Origin of the sequence: Enterobacter sp. PGRG2, assembly GCF_030291195.1 — a bacterium.
Taxonomy (GTDB): domain Bacteria; phylum Pseudomonadota; class Gammaproteobacteria; order Enterobacterales; family Enterobacteriaceae; genus Enterobacter_D.
The window spans coordinates 4,012,864-4,028,216 of record NZ_CP127837.1 but is presented as its reverse complement, the minus strand read 5'-3'; the positions used below and the strand labels follow the sequence as shown (position 1 = coordinate 4,028,216).

The 15,353-nt window shown below is 55.7% G+C and carries 14 protein-coding genes; 5 read left to right on the top strand and 9 right to left on the bottom strand.

What is annotated here, in order from left to right; all coding sequences use genetic code 11:
• From QRD42_RS18000 to QRD42_RS17980, 5 genes are all read right to left on the bottom strand, one after another.
• Positions 1-1,563, bottom strand: a complete 1,563-nt coding sequence (locus QRD42_RS18000; RefSeq protein ID WP_321987785.1) for a cyclic di-GMP phosphodiesterase — start codon at positions 1,561-1,563, stop codon at positions 1-3.
• Positions 1,564-1,721: 158 nt separating this feature from the next.
• Entirely contained in the window at positions 1,722-2,288 is a 567-nt protein-coding gene (mepS, locus tag QRD42_RS17995; RefSeq protein WP_072569151.1) for a bifunctional murein DD-endopeptidase/murein LD-carboxypeptidase, read from the bottom strand.
• 416 nt (positions 2,289-2,704) lie between these two features.
• Complete coding sequence (locus QRD42_RS17990; RefSeq protein WP_321987784.1) at positions 2,705-3,421, bottom strand: phosphatase PAP2 family protein; 717 nt, start codon at positions 3,419-3,421, stop codon at positions 2,705-2,707.
• A gap of 34 nt (positions 3,422-3,455) precedes the next feature.
• Entirely contained in the window at positions 3,456-4,442 is a 987-nt protein-coding gene (locus QRD42_RS17985; RefSeq protein ID WP_321987783.1) for a CobW family GTP-binding protein, read from the bottom strand.
• A gap of 130 nt (positions 4,443-4,572) precedes the next feature.
• The gene (locus tag QRD42_RS17980) at positions 4,573-6,039 is read right to left on the bottom strand and encodes a mannitol dehydrogenase family protein (RefSeq protein WP_318362855.1); all 1,467 of its coding nucleotides are present in this window, start codon (positions 6,037-6,039) and stop codon (positions 4,573-4,575) included.
• A gap of 206 nt (positions 6,040-6,245) precedes the next feature.
• On the opposite strand from QRD42_RS17980, the gene uxuA reads away from it, so the two are divergent.
• Positions 6,246-7,436 (top strand): mannonate dehydratase, encoded by a 1,191-nt coding sequence (uxuA, locus tag QRD42_RS17975; protein ID WP_321987782.1) that lies wholly within the window; start codon positions 6,246-6,248, stop codon positions 7,434-7,436.
• 95 nt (positions 7,437-7,531) lie between these two features.
• Here uxuA and yeiP read toward each other — a convergent pair whose 3' ends face one another.
• Positions 7,532-8,104, bottom strand: coding sequence for an elongation factor P-like protein YeiP (yeiP, locus tag QRD42_RS17970; RefSeq protein ID WP_072569146.1), 573 nt, complete (start codon positions 8,102-8,104; stop codon positions 7,532-7,534).
• Between the two features lie 166 nt (positions 8,105-8,270).
• Here yeiP and QRD42_RS17965 point away from each other — a divergent pair, with 166 nt between their 5' ends.
• Positions 8,271-8,525: a YkgJ family cysteine cluster protein gene (locus QRD42_RS17965; protein WP_321988789.1), complete on the top strand. Its 255-nt coding sequence runs from the start codon at positions 8,271-8,273 to the stop codon at positions 8,523-8,525.
• On the opposite strand, the gene setB is transcribed toward QRD42_RS17965, so the two are convergent.
• Positions 8,522-9,703, bottom strand: a complete 1,182-nt coding sequence (gene setB / locus QRD42_RS17960) for a sugar efflux transporter SetB (RefSeq protein WP_072569145.1) — start codon at positions 9,701-9,703, stop codon at positions 8,522-8,524. The genes QRD42_RS17965 and setB overlap by 4 nt on opposite strands.
• Before the next feature lie 369 nt (positions 9,704-10,072).
• On the opposite strand from setB, the gene fruB reads away from it, so the two are divergent.
• Genes fruB through fruA form a run of 3 tightly spaced genes read left to right on the top strand, consistent with a single transcriptional unit; the run spans position 10,073 to position 13,845 of the window.
• Positions 10,073-11,203 carry a fused PTS fructose transporter subunit IIA/HPr protein gene (gene fruB, locus QRD42_RS17955; protein WP_321987781.1) on the top strand — a complete coding sequence of 377 codons (1,131 nt, stop codon included), beginning with the start codon at positions 10,073-10,075 and terminating at the stop codon, positions 11,201-11,203.
• The gene (fruK, locus tag QRD42_RS17950; protein WP_072569143.1) at positions 11,203-12,141 is read left to right on the top strand and encodes a 1-phosphofructokinase; all 939 of its coding nucleotides are present in this window, start codon (positions 11,203-11,205) and stop codon (positions 12,139-12,141) included. The genes fruB and fruK overlap by 1 nt, the downstream gene beginning before the upstream one ends.
• Before the next feature lie 15 nt (positions 12,142-12,156).
• Positions 12,157-13,845, top strand: coding sequence for a PTS fructose transporter subunit IIBC (gene fruA, locus QRD42_RS17945; protein WP_072569142.1), 1,689 nt, complete (start codon positions 12,157-12,159; stop codon positions 13,843-13,845).
• Between the two features lie 87 nt (positions 13,846-13,932).
• Here fruA and nfo read toward each other — a convergent pair whose 3' ends face one another.
• Positions 13,933-14,790: a deoxyribonuclease IV gene (gene nfo, locus QRD42_RS17940; protein WP_318362859.1), complete on the bottom strand. Its 858-nt coding sequence runs from the start codon at positions 14,788-14,790 to the stop codon at positions 13,933-13,935.
• 95 nt (positions 14,791-14,885) lie between these two features.
• Positions 14,886-15,353: hypothetical protein (locus QRD42_RS17935; RefSeq protein ID WP_321987780.1), on the bottom strand; the 468-nt coding region annotated here is incomplete at its 5' end.

The window sequence follows — 15,353 nt, the reverse complement described above, 5'->3', positions numbered from 1 at the left end:
TCACCCCTGAAGCTGAACAGAAAAAGGCGGTGGCTGCCAGTTTTGCAGCTGGGACAGCGTCATCGGGCGGCAAAACCAGTAGCCCTGCAAAAAGTTCACCCCACGGGCGCGCAGCCATCTGGCCTGGTCAGCGGTTTCCACGCCTTCCGCAACGGTCTGCATGTTCAGCCGTTTCGCCAGCAGCAGCACGGTGTCCAGCACCGGCGAGGCGGCGGTTTCCATATCAATGACGCTCACAAAGGCGCGATCGATTTTCAGGTAATCCAGGGTAAAACGCTCCAGATAAATCAGCGCGCTGTGGCCGGTGCCGAAATCATCAATGGCAATTTCATAGCCTTTCTGATGCAGGGCCTTAAACAGCGCCGCCGCTTCGCCATGCTTAAGCATATGACGCTCGGTAATTTCCAGTACGATGCTGAAATGCTGCACGGGCAGGGCGGCATTCAGACGATCAAGATCTTCAATAAAGCTGGCGGCATGCAGATGGCCGGTGGCGATATTGATGCCGAGCTTGCCGCCCACGGGGAGCACGCTTTGTAAAGCAGCGGCGTCACGGGCGATCAGCCGAAACAGGTGCTGCGTCAGCGGTACCATCAGTTTTTGCGCTTCAGCGAGGGGAATAAAGGTATTCGGGGAGATCTCACCCTTCGTCGGATGCTTCCAGCGCAGCAGCACTTCCGCGCCGCTGACGCGCAGCGTGCCCGCATCCACCACCGGTTGATACACCACATAAAATTGATCGTTTTTAATGGCCTGCAAAATCTCTCTGCCAGGCCGCAGACGCCGGTGCAGCAACAGGGCGCAGAGTAAACCCGCCAGCAGACCCGCCATCAGCGCGGGCAGCAGCGCCAGCTGAATGTCCTGCGGCGTCCAGCGTTCGGCATACAGCCAGAGGGTGAGCGGCAGGCTGTCGATGGCCGCATGACGTACCGACTGCGCAGAGACATCCCCCGGGGAAATCAGCCGGGCGGAAAAGGTGGAGATAGCGTTATCGCCTGTCGCCAGCGCAACGCCCTGATAATTATCCCGCAGGGAAGCGTTGATCAACGAAGGGGCGAGATTAACGTTAACGGAGACGAAAACCCCGTGTTCATCCCGCAGCGGGCTTTGATACCAGATGCCGATTGCGGGAGTATCGGGCATCATCGGCGTGCCGGGCAGGATCACCATATCGAGCTTTTTGCTGACATCAATACCCGGTATCAGATCGGTCAGCGGCACATCCATCGCGCCGGTGGCGGAGGAGCAAAACGCATTATGGTTACGTACCAGTAAAAACGCCCGCACGTTCACGCTGAATGCCGCCCGCGATGTTAATTCGCTGCTGACTTTTTCACAGGGGCTTAAGGCTAACGGTTGCAGTAAATCGCTGGTGGTATGCAGATCGCTAAAATAATGTTCAACGTTAGCTTTAATATCGCTGAATAAACGATCTAACTGAATTTCACGATGGTGTTGCGCAATACTAAATTGCAGGCCTCCTGCCACGATGCCCGTCAGAATGCCTGTCAGAATACTGATGATCAGAATTTTGCGGCTGGCATGCGTTAAGCGGATCGGCATAGGGGTACGGTATCCAGATAAGACAGAGGATCGCTTTGAATTGTCAGACTATAGCCTGGAAAGACTTCAGCCGTCAGCAGGCAAAAAAAAAGCACTGCCGGAGCAGCGCTTCTTTTTTATGTCGTCATGTCAGTCAAGGGAAACCAACAGGCGATACGTTAACTGCGGACTAAAACGCGACGCGCTTCGTTATAACGTTTTTTCCAGTATGGCTCATCCATACTTGAAATCACGACACCGCTGCTGGTAGAGGCATGGACAAACTGGTTGTTGCCAATATAAATACCAACGTGACGTCCGGTAGAACCGGCTCTGAACAGGACCAGATCGCCGGTGCGTAAGCTGGTGCGTGAAACGGATTTGCCCATTTCCTGCTGTTCATAGGTTGAACGCGGCAGTTCTAAACCAAACTGTTCGCGGAAAGTACGCTGTACGAAACCGGAGCAATCAATACCTTTTTTGGTATCGCCGCCAAGACGGTAACGAACGCCTTTCCAGCTTGCGTATTGATCCATAAGGCGGGATTTAACATCCAGATTACGAACCATCGTCTCAAATTCATCCTGAGAGGCTTGCAGTGACGAGGCATCTTCGGTGCCCACAACATGCGTCTCAGGGTGCATATTCTTTGCGGTATTAGTTGAACAAGCTGAAAGCAGTACCGCTACTGCTAACGCGGGGATCGCCCGCCCGAGATATCTCAAAAACGGTTGAGATTTGACCATGTTGTTTATTTTCCCTTGAAGTCCTTAACGATAAATATCGCTATATAAATGCCAAACGTGACGAGATTAATTACCTGCGCACTACGACACAATTCCTCCAGGTCAAATCTGTGGTTTAACGCACAAATTTATTCACAGCGGGAATATTTTATGTCTGTGAGGCGAAACGCAGTCGAGATTACCTTATCACCCCAGGCAATGCGAGACTTTTTATGTGTTTTTTTATAAGAAATTATGATACCGAAAGTGAAAATAAATCTTTGTACAAAAAGCAAGCAATTTAGCTTAAAAACCATGCATGCCGCTCATTTAGCTGGAGAAATTTTGTGACAGGCGTATGACGGAAAGGAGGAAGGGCCAACTTTATTTTGCAGGGATCCTTGTCGATCCCTGCAATGGCGGTAAAAAGAAGTTATTTATTTGTTTAAAAGTTGTTTATTTTTATAAGGCAAATAATAGTCAAACAGTGAAACGATTTTATCGCTAAGGGGTGTCAACAAAAACCAGGGTAAGCCAATGAGCACGGCAGAAAGGGAGCCGACGACAATATCAGTAAACCAGTGCGCGCCTATCATTACCCGCGGGAACGCGAAAACCACCACAATAAGCAGGGCAATGGCAAAGGCGCCTTTACCAAAATAACGCCACATGACTGCTGAAAAAATAAGCAGCATCATGCCGTGATCCCCGGGGAAGCTGTCTTTCGAGGCATCTTTAGTAGGAATAACGCTCAGCAAATCGCTGACGCGGTTGACATGCTCAAAGAATAACGACGGGCTGGCGCGTTTTATCGGGTACAGCGCCTGCGCCAGCTGGTTGATCACCACGGCGGTGAACAGCATCATCAGGCCTATCATCACCACGCGGCGACGGCCCGCCGCATCGGCGTTACGCCAGAAGCTCACCATCAGCGCGCCCATCGCCAGCAGGGAGCAGGCATCAAAGGCGCGGTTGTTGGTGAAAGCGACCAGCCACAGAAAGGCACGGCTTTCTGTCAGCTTTTCATTAAAGAAATGAAAAATAGCCGAGTCGAGGGTAAACCACATGCCATGGTTTACCGGCAGGAACCAGGATAAAAACAGCGCCAGACCGGCGGCATTTAACAGTAAAATCAGGGGAAGTCGCGTTTTCATGTATTCATCAGAAACTAAGGTATCAACCCTAACGTTAATTCTCGTCGGCTAAACGAAGCTTCAACAAAGTTGACTGAAGTGCATTCCAGTCCGCTTCATCAGCGGTGATCAGCTCAATACGGCTGTCCGGCGGCGATACATTTTGCGTTTCGATACGCAAATCCTGTCCCTGACGATTAATACGCACCAGCCCTTCGGGAATGCGCATCACGCCTTTAACGCGATCCACCGGCGCCAGCCGCGCCCACTCCAGCAGGCCAATGGTGTCGAAACGGGTTTCAGCATCAAAGATCCAGCCGCAGGCCTGATGGCCCTGCCCACTGTTGAGGCTGCGACGCCAGCGCTGGTGGGACGGCAGACTCAGCGCGGCAAGGCCTTTTTTATCGCCATGGCTGTGCTGATGCGCGGCGCTTTCGGGCAGCTCACGCTGATTGCGGCGCGGGCGATCCAGCAGGGCGGGGTCGATATTTCCCTGGGTGGCGGTGAATAACTCCCGATCGCCGCCGTACTGCTGCCACCACTGCGCCAGCGCCTGCTCGCTTTCCGGCGTGCGGCGATCCGCTTTGTTGGCGATGATAATATCTGCCGCCGCCAGCTGGTCGCGGAAGTTCTCATTGTTTACAGCCTTTTCATCCAGTAGCTGACGTGGATCGAGCAGGCAGAGGGTGGCCTGTAATTCGATCCACGGCTCATAAACCGGGGCGGTGAGCATATCGAGGATCTGCTTCGGATGGCCCAGGCCGGTAGGCTCAATCAGTAAACGGTCCGGCTTGCCCTGGCGCAGCAGGGTATTCAGCCCCACCTGCATTGGCAAACCATTCACGCAGCACATACAGCCGCCGGGGATCTCTTTTAACAGCGCGCCGCTGTCCGCCAGCAATGCGCCGTCAATGCCGACCTCACCAAATTCATTCACCAGCACGGCCCATTTTTCGGTGGGATCCTTCTGCGCCAGCAGATGCAAAATAGAGGTGGTTTTACCGCTACCCAGAAAACCGGTGATCAGGTTGGTCCTGGTCATATAAGCTCCATGATTAGATCTGTTAACTGTTATTAAGTAACAATAATGCTAATCCTGGCGAAAAAAGAAGGAAAAGAGAAGTGAAAGGGCGGACAGATGGCTTCTCTGTCCGCTTTAATGGCTGGAATTGTTAATGAGCGAGCGTGTCAATCACCGCCTGATGCGCGCCTTTATCAGCAATCTGTTGCCAGGCCGCCTGGATCGCATTGACGAACGCCGGATCGGCCGGCAGGTCGCTGCCGAAGATTTCCGTCAGCGTCAGCAGGGCGGGTACGCGATCGTCCGGCTCGCTGGTTTCGACGATGGCGCGGAATTTTTCCACCAGCGGATCGCGAATATCAATCGCCTGCCCGGCATCGTCAACGCCGCTGACATAGCGCATCCAGCCAGCGACGCCCAGCGCCAGCAGCGGCCAGGGCGTACCGCGTTGCAGATGCACGCGGATCCCGTCCAGCATACGCTGCGGCAATTTCTGGCTGCCGTCCATGGCGATCTGCCAGGTCCGGTGTTGCAGCGCCGGGTTGGCAAAACGGTCGATCAGGCTGTCGGCGTAAGCGGTGAGATCCACATCGGTGATGCGCAGCGTCGGTGCCTGCTCTTCCAGCATCAGACGGCGGGCGGCGCGGCGAAAATGCGTATCCTGCATGCAGTCGCTGATATGGGCAAAACCCGCCAGATAGCCCAGATAGGCAAGGAAAGAGTGGCTGCCGTTCAGCATACGCAGCTTCATTTGCTCCCACGGCAGCACATCCTGCACCAGTTGCACGCCAGCCACTTCCCATGCCGGGCGTCCGGCAACAAAGTTATCTTCGACTACCCATTGAATAAAAGGCTCACAGCTGATGGCGCAGGGATCTTCCACCCCCAGCGTGCGGGTAATTTCCGCCAGCGATTCATCCGTTGCCGCCGGTACGATGCGATCGACCATGGTGCCGGGGAAGCTCACTTTGTCGTTGATCCACTGCGCCAGCTCAGCGGAGCGCTGCTGCGCCATACCGAGCACGGCGTTTTTCACCACATGGCCGTTATCGGGAATATTGTCGCAGGAGAGCACGGTAAAAGGCGCAAGGCCGCGATCGCGACGGCGGGCGAGCGCTTCCACCAGAATCCCCGGCGCAGAGTGCGGCTCGGTGGGGTTTTGCAGATCGTGCACGATACGCGGCTGGTTAAGATCCAGTTTGCCGGTCGCCGGATCGATGCAGTAACCTTTTTCCGTGATGGTCAGCGACACAATCGCCACCTGCGGCTCGCAGAATTTTTCGATGATGGCGGGCAGGGAGTCCAGTTTGGCGTTCAGGCATTCGTGAACCGCGCCGACGATAATCGCCTCGTTGCCCGTCGCGCCTTTTTCCAGCACGGTGAACAGGTGCTCCTGCTCACGCAATTGCGTCATTAACCGGTCGCCGCTGAACAGGCTGATTTCGCAGATCCCCCAATCGCCGCCCCGGGCGTTCAGCACCCGGTCCGTTAACAGCGCCTGATGCGCGCGATGAAAAGCGCCAAAACCGAAATGCACGATGCGCGAGCGCAGCAGGGAGCGATCATACTGCGGTAAGCGGACGTTTTCCGGCAGCGTTTGCGAGGCGATTGTCTTCATTAATAAACACCTGATTAACTAATAATTAACAAGATGCAGTGTAAAGTTATATGACAGCAAATTGAATTGGTATGCCTTAATTTTACGGGGAATGTGAGCTGGATCAATCTGGGATACGGTGGGGTTTGATCGCCGGAAATAAACATGTATGGTAGTCGTCATTGGCTTTGACTGTATTGGTATAACAACTTTTAGAGGGTTAGGCGATGGAACAAACCTGGCGTTGGTATGGACCGAACGATCCGGTATCTCTTGATGACGTCCGTCAGGCGGGCGCAACCGGCGTGGTCACCGCACTGCATCATATTCCTAACGGTCAGGTATGGCCGGTGGAAGAAATCAAACAGCGCCAGGCGCAGCTGGCTGAAAAAGGCCTTACCTGGTCGGTAGTGGAAAGTATTCCGGTACACGAAGACATCAAAACCCACAGCGGCGAATACAAAACCTGGATTGCCAATTATCAGCAGAGTATCCGTAATCTGGCGGCCTGCGGCATCGATACCGTCTGCTACAACTTTATGCCGATCCTCGACTGGACGCGTACCGACCTGGAATACACGCTGCCGGACGGCTCCAAAGCCCTGCGTTTTGATCAGATTGCCTTTGCCGCTTTCGAGCTGCATATCCTGAAACGCGAAGGGGCGCAGGCAGACTACACCGAAGAAGAGCAGCGTCAGGCGCTGGAATTCTTTAACGCCGCCAGCGACGCGGAAATTGAAAAGCTGACGCGTAATATCATTGCCGGTCTGCCGGGGGCGGAAGAGGGCTATACGCTGGATCAGTTCCGCGCGCGCCTGGCGGAGTACGATGGCATTAATAAAGAACAGCTGCGTGAAAACATGGCCGTGTTCCTGAAAGCCATTGTGCCGGTGGCGGAAGAAGTGGGCGTGCGTCTGGCCGTTCACCCGGACGATCCGCCGCGCCCGATCCTTGGCCTGCCGCGTATTGTTTCCACCATTGAAGATATGCAGTGGCTGAAAATGTGCGTCGACAGCATTCACAACGGCTTCACCATGTGCACCGGCTCTTACGGCGTGCGGGCAGATAACGATCTGGTGAAGATGGTGGAAACCTTTGGCGACCGTATTCACTTTACGCATCTGCGTTCCACCTGCCGCGAGGCGAACCCGAAAACCTTCCACGAAGCCGCGCATCTACAGGGCGACGTTGATATGGTGGCGGTGGTGAAAGCGATCCTCACTGAAGAACTGCGTCGTAAGAAGGCCGGAGATTTACGACCGATCCCGTTCCGTCCCGATCACGGGCACCAGATGCTGGACGATCTGCGTAAGAAAACCAACCCTGGCTATTCGGCAATTGGTCGTCTGAAAGGGATGGCGGAAGTACGCGGCGTGGAACTGGCGCTGAAACATACGCTGTTCCCGGAACTGCTTTAGAACGGTAAAATGGTAAAACAATTGCCGGGTGGCGCTGCGCTAACCCGGCCTACATGTAGGCCCGGCAAGCTTGCGCCGCCGGGCGAAAATGTGCCTTAATCCGCTCGGCCCATATAACGGCTTTCTTCGATATGAATGCGGATCTTCTCGCCCGTGGTCAGGTATTCCGGTACCTGGATCACCAGACCGGTGCTCAGGGTGGCAGGCTTGGTACGGGAGCTGGCTGAAGCGCCTTTAATGCCCGGTGCCGTTTCCACAATTTCCAGATCCACCGTCTGCGGCAGCTCCAGCGCCAGCAGCTGACCATCCCAGGTTAACACCTGCATGTCCGGCATACCGCCTTCAGGAATAAATTGCAGTTCGTCTTCGATCTGCTCTTTGGTGAAGATATACGGCGTGTAATCTTCTTTATCCATAAACACGTATTCGTTGCCGTCGACATAAGAGAAGTCAACGAAACGACGGGTCAGCGTCACGGTATCCACGATGTCGTCGCCTTTAAAACGCTCTTCAACTTTCATCCCGGTACGGACGTCAGAAAAACGCATTTTATACAGCGTCGCTGCGCCACGGGCGCTCGGTGACTGAATATCGATATTTTTCACAATCAGCAGTTTGCCGTTGTAATTCAGCACCATACCTTTTTTAATTTCATTCGCTCTTGGCATTATTAATCCTGTTTGGGAAAAGGGTAAAAATATCGCGACAAATTACTCGCGAGGGGCGTTTCAGGCAAGGGGAATCAGCATGTTTTGCATGTTCACCACAAAAAGTGATAGCGTGCGCAAACGTGGGATGACAACCCCGATCACCCCCGCCAAAAGAGAGCCGTTTATGGAGTGTCGCAGCGATTGCGGAGCCTGTTGTACCGCGCCATCCATCAGCAGCCCGATCCCCGGTATGCCGGACGGCAAACCCGCCAATACCCCCTGCGTTCAGCTTGACGAGCAGCAGCGCTGTAAGCTGTTCCGCTCGCCGCTGCGCCCGAAAGTCTGCGCCGGACTGCAACCCTCCCGCGAGATGTGCGGCAGCATGCGCGCCCAGGCGATGGTTTACCTTATCGATCTGGAAAGACAGACCGCGCCTTAAACATCTTTTATGCGCGCCAGGCATGCCATGGTGACGACGATCATCACCAGCGCAAACCAGAATACCGCGTGATAGCTCCAGAACTCCGCCACCACGCCCGCCAGCGACCCGGCGATGATCCAGCCGACGCGGGTGGTATTAGTATAAAGCGTGGTGGCAGCCCCCGCCTGGCCTGGCATCAGATCCTGAAAATAGAGCATGCCGATACCGGCAAGAATACCGATGTATACGGCGTTCAGCAGCTGTAAAGCAAGCAGTAATACCGGCGTGTGCACGGTCAGCATCCCGGCGTAAAAAATCAGCCCGGCGACCACCGCGATGCGCATCAGAAAGCGCTTGCCGAAGCGTTTAGCGTAGTAACCCGCAATCAGCATGGTCGGGATCTCAAGCCCGGCGGCGGTACCCATCATCACACCCGCCAGCTTTTCCGGCAGATGCAGCTCATTAATGATAAACAGCGGCATATTGATGATATACAGGCTGTTGGTGCCCCACATCAGGGTACAGATGACAAACAGCAGCAGCGCATCGCGTCTGTTGGTGCGCGGCGCTTCCAGCACGCCGGTCGCCAGCACCGGCTCTTTGCGCATGGTTGGCAGAAAAAACCACACCATGATCCCGCACACCACAAAGGCAATAGCCGCGCTCAGATACATCATCGTAAAGCCGAATCCCATTGCCAGCGCATAGGCCAGCGGCGGTCCGATCACCCAGGCCAGCGACACCTGCGCGCGCAGGATCGAGCTGAACATCACCGCTTCGCGGCCGGTGCGATCCGCATGTTCACGGGCAAGGGCGAACATCTGCGGGTTTGCGGTTGAGCCAAAGCTGCTCAGGAAGACGCCGATAAACAACAGAATGAAATAGTTACGGTTAAAGGCAAAGAGCGTACAGGCCAGCACGCCGAACAGACAGCAGAAGACGATGAGGTTTTTACGGTCGCCTTTGCGATCCGAACGCCCGGCAAGAAACTGGCTGACCAGAATGCCGATCACCGCGCTGCCGGTGAAGAAAAAGCCGACCATCGCCGGGCGGGCATGCACTTCGTTAGTCAGAAATAAGCTCAGCGTCGGCGTCTGCAGGGCACCGGCAATGCCGGTGAGAAAGGCCACAATCAAAAACGCCGTGGAGGTGACGTCAAACGGTTTGGGAGAGGCGGCTGCGGGGGTAATGTGCATCTTTTCGGTTCTGCGTTCTGAAGAAGACGCGGAGTTTACGCCGCTACTCAGAAAATAGACAGACGCTAACGAAAAAGTGCCACAAAAAATCAAAATAGCATTTCAAAATAATTCTCATTACGGCTGAAGTTGCTGAAACAGACGCAGCGGCGGCGTCAGCAGCATCAGCAAAAAAACCAGCGCCGCAGCAAAAATGTGCTGTACATCTAAATTCTTTAAGCGGAAAGACGAGATTTCTTGCGTGCTGACGGATAAAGAGCAAGACTTCTTGAAACGTTTCAGCGCTATCCTTTAACTTCCCCGTTACCGGATGGCGCGTTAATTCACCAGAAGGCTGAAACGATTCAACTTCAGCAGGAGTGGAAATCTATGTTCCAGTTATCCGTTCAGGATATTCATCCCGGCCAGCAGGCCACCAGTAAAGAAGACGCTATCCGTCAGATCGCCGCTGCCCTGGTGCAGGCTGGCAACGTGGCTGATGGCTATGTTAACGGTATGCTCGCCCGCGAGCAGCAAACCTCCACCTTCCTCGGCAATGGCATCGCCATTCCGCACGGCACGACCGATACCCGCGATCAGGTGCTGAAAACAGGCGTTCAGGTTTATCAGTTCCCGCAGGGCGTGCTGTGGGGCGAAGGGCAGGTGGCTTACGTCGCTATTGGCATCGCCGCCAGTTCTGACGAACACCTCGGCCTGCTGCGTCAGCTGACGCACGTGTTAAGCGACGATGCGGTAGCGGCGCAGTTGCAGTCTGCCACCACGGCGGAAGAGCTGCGCGCCCTGCTGATGGGTGAAAAACAGAGTGAAGCGCTGAAGCTGGATAACGATTTGCTGACGCTCGACATTACTGCCAGCGATATTGTGACGCTCCAGGCCGTAAACGCCGGACGTCTGAAAGAAGCGGGTGCCGTTGACACCGCTTTCGTGACCCGCGCCATTAATGAAAAACCGCTGAACCTGGGCCAGGGCGTGTGGCTGAACGACAGCGCCGAAGGCAACCTCGGCAGCGCTATTGCCGTAAGCCGCGCCGCCAGCGCCTTTACCGTTGACGGTGAAAACGCCCAGTTGTTGATCAGCGTGGCGATGACCGACGACCAGCCGGTCGCCGTGCTCAACCGTCTGACGGATCTGCTGCTGAACAATAAAGCTGACCGTCTGCTGACGGCGGATGCCGCCACGCTGCTGGCACTGCTGACCAGCGACGACGCGATGGCGGAAGACGTGCTGAGCGCGGAGTTCGTGGTGCGTAACGAACACGGCCTGCATGCCCGTCCGGGCACCATGCTGGTCAACACCATCAAGCAGTTTAACTGCGATGTGACCGTCACCAACCTCGACGGCAGCGGCAAACCTGCCAACGGCCGCAGCCTGATGAAAGTGGTGGCGCTGGGCGTGAAAAAAGGCCATCGCCTGCGCTTTACCGCACAGGGCGAAGATGCTGAACAGGCGCTGAAAGCGATTGGCGACGCCATCGCGGCTGGTCTTGGGGAGGGCGCATAATGAGCAGACGTGTTGCGACTATCACCCTTAACCCGGCTTACGATCTGGTGGGCTACACCCCGGAAGTGGAGCGCGGCGAAGTCAACCTGGTGCGGACTACCGGTCTGCATGCGGCAGGTAAAGGCATCAACGTGGCTAAAGTGCTGAAAGACCTCGGCATCGATGTCACCGTTGGCGGCTTCCTCGGTAAAGATAACCAGGACGGCTTTCAGCAGTTGTTCAGCGAATTAGGTATCGCCAACCGTTTTCAGGTGGTGCAGGGCCGTACGCGTATCAACGTCAAGCTGACCGAAAAAGACGGCGAAGTGACCGACTTTAATTTCTCCGGCTTTGATGTTACCCCGGCAGACTGGGAGCGTTTCGTTGCGGATTCCCTGAGCTGGCTGGGCCAGTTCGACATGGTTTGCGTGAGCGGCAGCCTGCCCGCTGGCGTCAGCCCGGAAGCCTTCACCGACTGGATGACGCGCCTGCGCAGCCAGTGTCCGTGCATCATTTTTGACAGCAGCCGCGAAGCGCTGGTGGCCGGTCTTAAAGCCGCGCCATGGCTGGTTAAACCAAACCGCCGCGAGCTGGAAATCTGGGCCGGTCGTAAATTACCGGAACTGAAAGATGTTATCGAAGCGGCGCATGCACTTCGTGAGCAGGGCATCGCCCATGTGGTGATTTCTCTGGGCGCTGAAGGGGCGTTGTGGGTTAACGCCTCTGGCGAATGGATCGCCAAACCGCCGTCAATGGAAGTGGTCAGCACCGTTGGCGCAGGGGATTCAATGGTTGGCGGCCTGATTTATGGCCTGCTGATGCGTGAATCCAGTGAGCATACATTACGTCTTGCTACCGCCGTCGCCGCCCTGGCTGTCAGCCAGAGCAACGTCGGCATTACCGACCGTACCCAGTTGGCCGCGATGATGGCGCGCGTTGACTTAAAACCCTTTAACTAACAGCAGGAGAGCATAATGAAAACGCTGCTGATAATTGACTCCAGTCTCGGCCAGGCCCGCGCTTACATGGCGAAAACCTTGTTGGGAGTGGCGGCGCAAAAAGCCAATGTCGAAATCATCGATAATCCGCATGATGCAGAACTGGCGATTGTATTAGGAACCCGCGTGCCGGACGACAGCGCGCTGAACGGCAAAAAAGTGTGGCTGGGCGATATCAATCGCGCCGTGGCCCACCCGGAGCTGTTTTTAAGTGAAGCCAAAAACCACGCCGCGCCGTACAGCGCGCCAGTGGCCGAGGCTGCACCCGCTGCAACCGGCGGCGTGAAGCGCGTAGTGGCGGTTACCGCCTGTCCGACGGGCGTGGCGCACACCTTTATGGCGGCGGAAGCCATAGAAACCGAAGCCAAAAAACGCGGCTGGTGGGTGAAAGTGGAAACCCGCGGCTCTGTGGGCGCGGGCAATGCCATCACCCCGGAAGAAGTGGCGGAAGCGGATCTGGTGATCGTGGCGGCCGACATCGAAGTGGATCTGGCGAAATTCGCTGGTAAGCCGATGTACCGCACCTCGACCGGTCTGGCGCTGAAGAAAACCGCGCAGGAGCTGGATAAAGCTCAGGCGGAAGCGAAGCCGTATCAACCGTCGGGTAAACCGCAGGCGGCAAGCGAAGGGAAGAAAGAGGGCGGCGGTGCTTATCGTCACCTGCTGACCGGTGTGTCCTACATGCTGCCGATGGTAGTGGCGGGCGGTCTGTGTATCGCGCTCTCCTTTGCGTTTGGTATAGAAGCCTTCAAAACGCCGGATACCCTTGCCGCTGCGCTGATGCAAATCGGTGGTGGTTCAGCCTTCGCGCTGATGGTGCCGGTACTGGCAGGTTATATTGCGTTCTCCATCGCTGACCGTCCGGGCCTGACGCCGGGTCTGATTGGCGGTATGCTGGCGGTAAGCACCGGCTCCGGCTTTATTGGCGGTATCATCGCAGGCTTTATTGCCGGTTACGTGGCGAAAGCCATCAGCCAGAAACTGAAGCTGCCGCCGAGCATGGAAGCGCTGAAACCGATCCTGATCATTCCGCTGTTCTCAAGCCTGGTGGTTGGCCTGGCGATGATCTACCTGATCGGCAAACCGGTCGCGGGCATCCTGACGGGTCTGACCCACTGGCTGCAAACCATGGGCACCGCTAACGCGGTTCTGCTGGGCGCTATCCTCGGCGGTATGATGTGTACCGATATGGGCGGTCCGGTGAACAAAGCGGCATACGCCTTTGGCGTGGGCCTGCTGAGTACCCAGACTTACGCGCCTATGGCTGCCATTATGGCCGCCGGTATGGTGCCGCCGCTGGCGATGGGTGTGGCCACCCTGATTGCCCGTAAAAAGTTCGACAAAGGTCAGCAGGAAGGGGGCAAAGCCGCGCTGGTGCTCGGTCTGTGCTTTATCTCTGAAGGCGCGATCCCGTTCGCGGCCCGTGATCCGATGCGTGTGATCCCATGCTGTATCGTGGGCGGCGCGGTGACCGGCGCTATCTCGATGGCGGTTGGCGCGAAGCTGATGGCGCCGCACGGCGGTCTGTTCGTACTGCTGATCCCGGGCGCAATCACACCGGTAGTGGGTTATCTGCTGGCGATTATTGCCGGTACCCTGCTGGCTGGTCTGGCTTACGCCTTCCTGAAACGTCCGGAAACGGTGGTGGCTGAGAAAGTCGCCTGAGGACGAGTTGCCGGGTGGCGCAAAGCTTACCCGGCCTGCATCGCCCTGATGAGGTATGCAAAAAGGACAGCCCAGGCTGTCCTTTTTTTATGCGGTCACTTCGCTATACTGCTGCGCTTTCAGCCAGGCGATCTCCTCTGCCCAGATATCAGGGTTGACGGTTTCCAGCACCATCGGGATGCCGTCGAAGCGCGCATCCTGCATGATCCAGCGAAACGCATCATGACCGATATTGCCTTCGCCAAGGCTGTGGTGGCGGTCAACGCGGCTGGCAAACGCGCTTTTCGCATCGTTCAGATGCATGCCGCGCAGATACTTAAAGCCGACAATGCGTTCAAATTCTGCGAAGGTTTTTTCACACTCTGCAAAGCTTCGCAGATCGTAACCGGCGGCAAAGGCATGGCAGGTATCAATACAGACGCCGACGCGGGATTTATCTTCCACGCCGTCGATGATCGCCGCCAGATGTTCAAACTTAAAGCCCAGATTACTGCCCTGACCGGCGGTGTTTTCGATCACCGCGGTGACGCCTTCGGTTTTATCCAGCACGATATTGATCGACTCGGCGATGCGCGCCAGGCATTCCTCTTCCGGGATCTGCATCAGATGACTGCCGGGGTGAAAGTTCAGCAGGCTCAGGCCGAGCTGCTGGCAGCGGGTCACTTCATCAAGAAACGCCTCGCGGGATTTTTCCAGCGCTTCACTCACCGGATGCCCCAGATTGATCAGGTAGCTGTCGTGCGGCAGGATCTGCGCTGAGGTGTAGCCGTATTTTTCGCAGGCGGCTTTAAAGTCATCAATAGTGTCGCTGGTCAGTGGTGCGGCGCGCCACTGACGCTGATTTTTGGTGAACAGAGCAAAGGCCGTGGCCCCGATTTCCGCCGCGCGCATCGCGGCATTTGCGACACCGCCCGCCGCGCTGACGTGCGCTCCAATGTATTTCATAAAAACTCCTGACAAACCCGGCCGGGCAAAAACGCTATGATAACGGGTTAACAGGAATTTTACATGGGGGGTTATGGCTGTGAGGGCAGCAGCCACTACGGGGGCGGGATAAGTCCCTGGATATAAGGCTCTCTTATGACAGTTTCACTGAGGGCTTCCATTAATTTTTTTTCGTTGTCATAAATAATGGCGTTAGATGCGTCCACCGCATTAAAGGGAAAATGAAAGGTGGGTGACTGACTAAGCCGCTGAAGCTGCTGCTCGAAAACATATTCCGGTATCGCGGTTTGCGTAAAATCATCACGATTCTCTTCAGGATAGAGATCAAGCCACTCCTCCAGCCTGCTTTTATCTTTGCTAATGGCCGCAAGGCGCACAACCATAAGGGTATAGGCGTCGGACTGCGGTTTAATACAGTTATTGAAAGCAATTTCCGAAAGCTCCCTGAGCATTTTGACTTTAACCTCCCGGCGTTGCGCCTGAAGCCAGAAGTCAAAATAGTTCACTTCGCGATCGCGCAATGCTCTGCATAGTCCGTATTGGTGTTCAAGTACCTGGCGGGC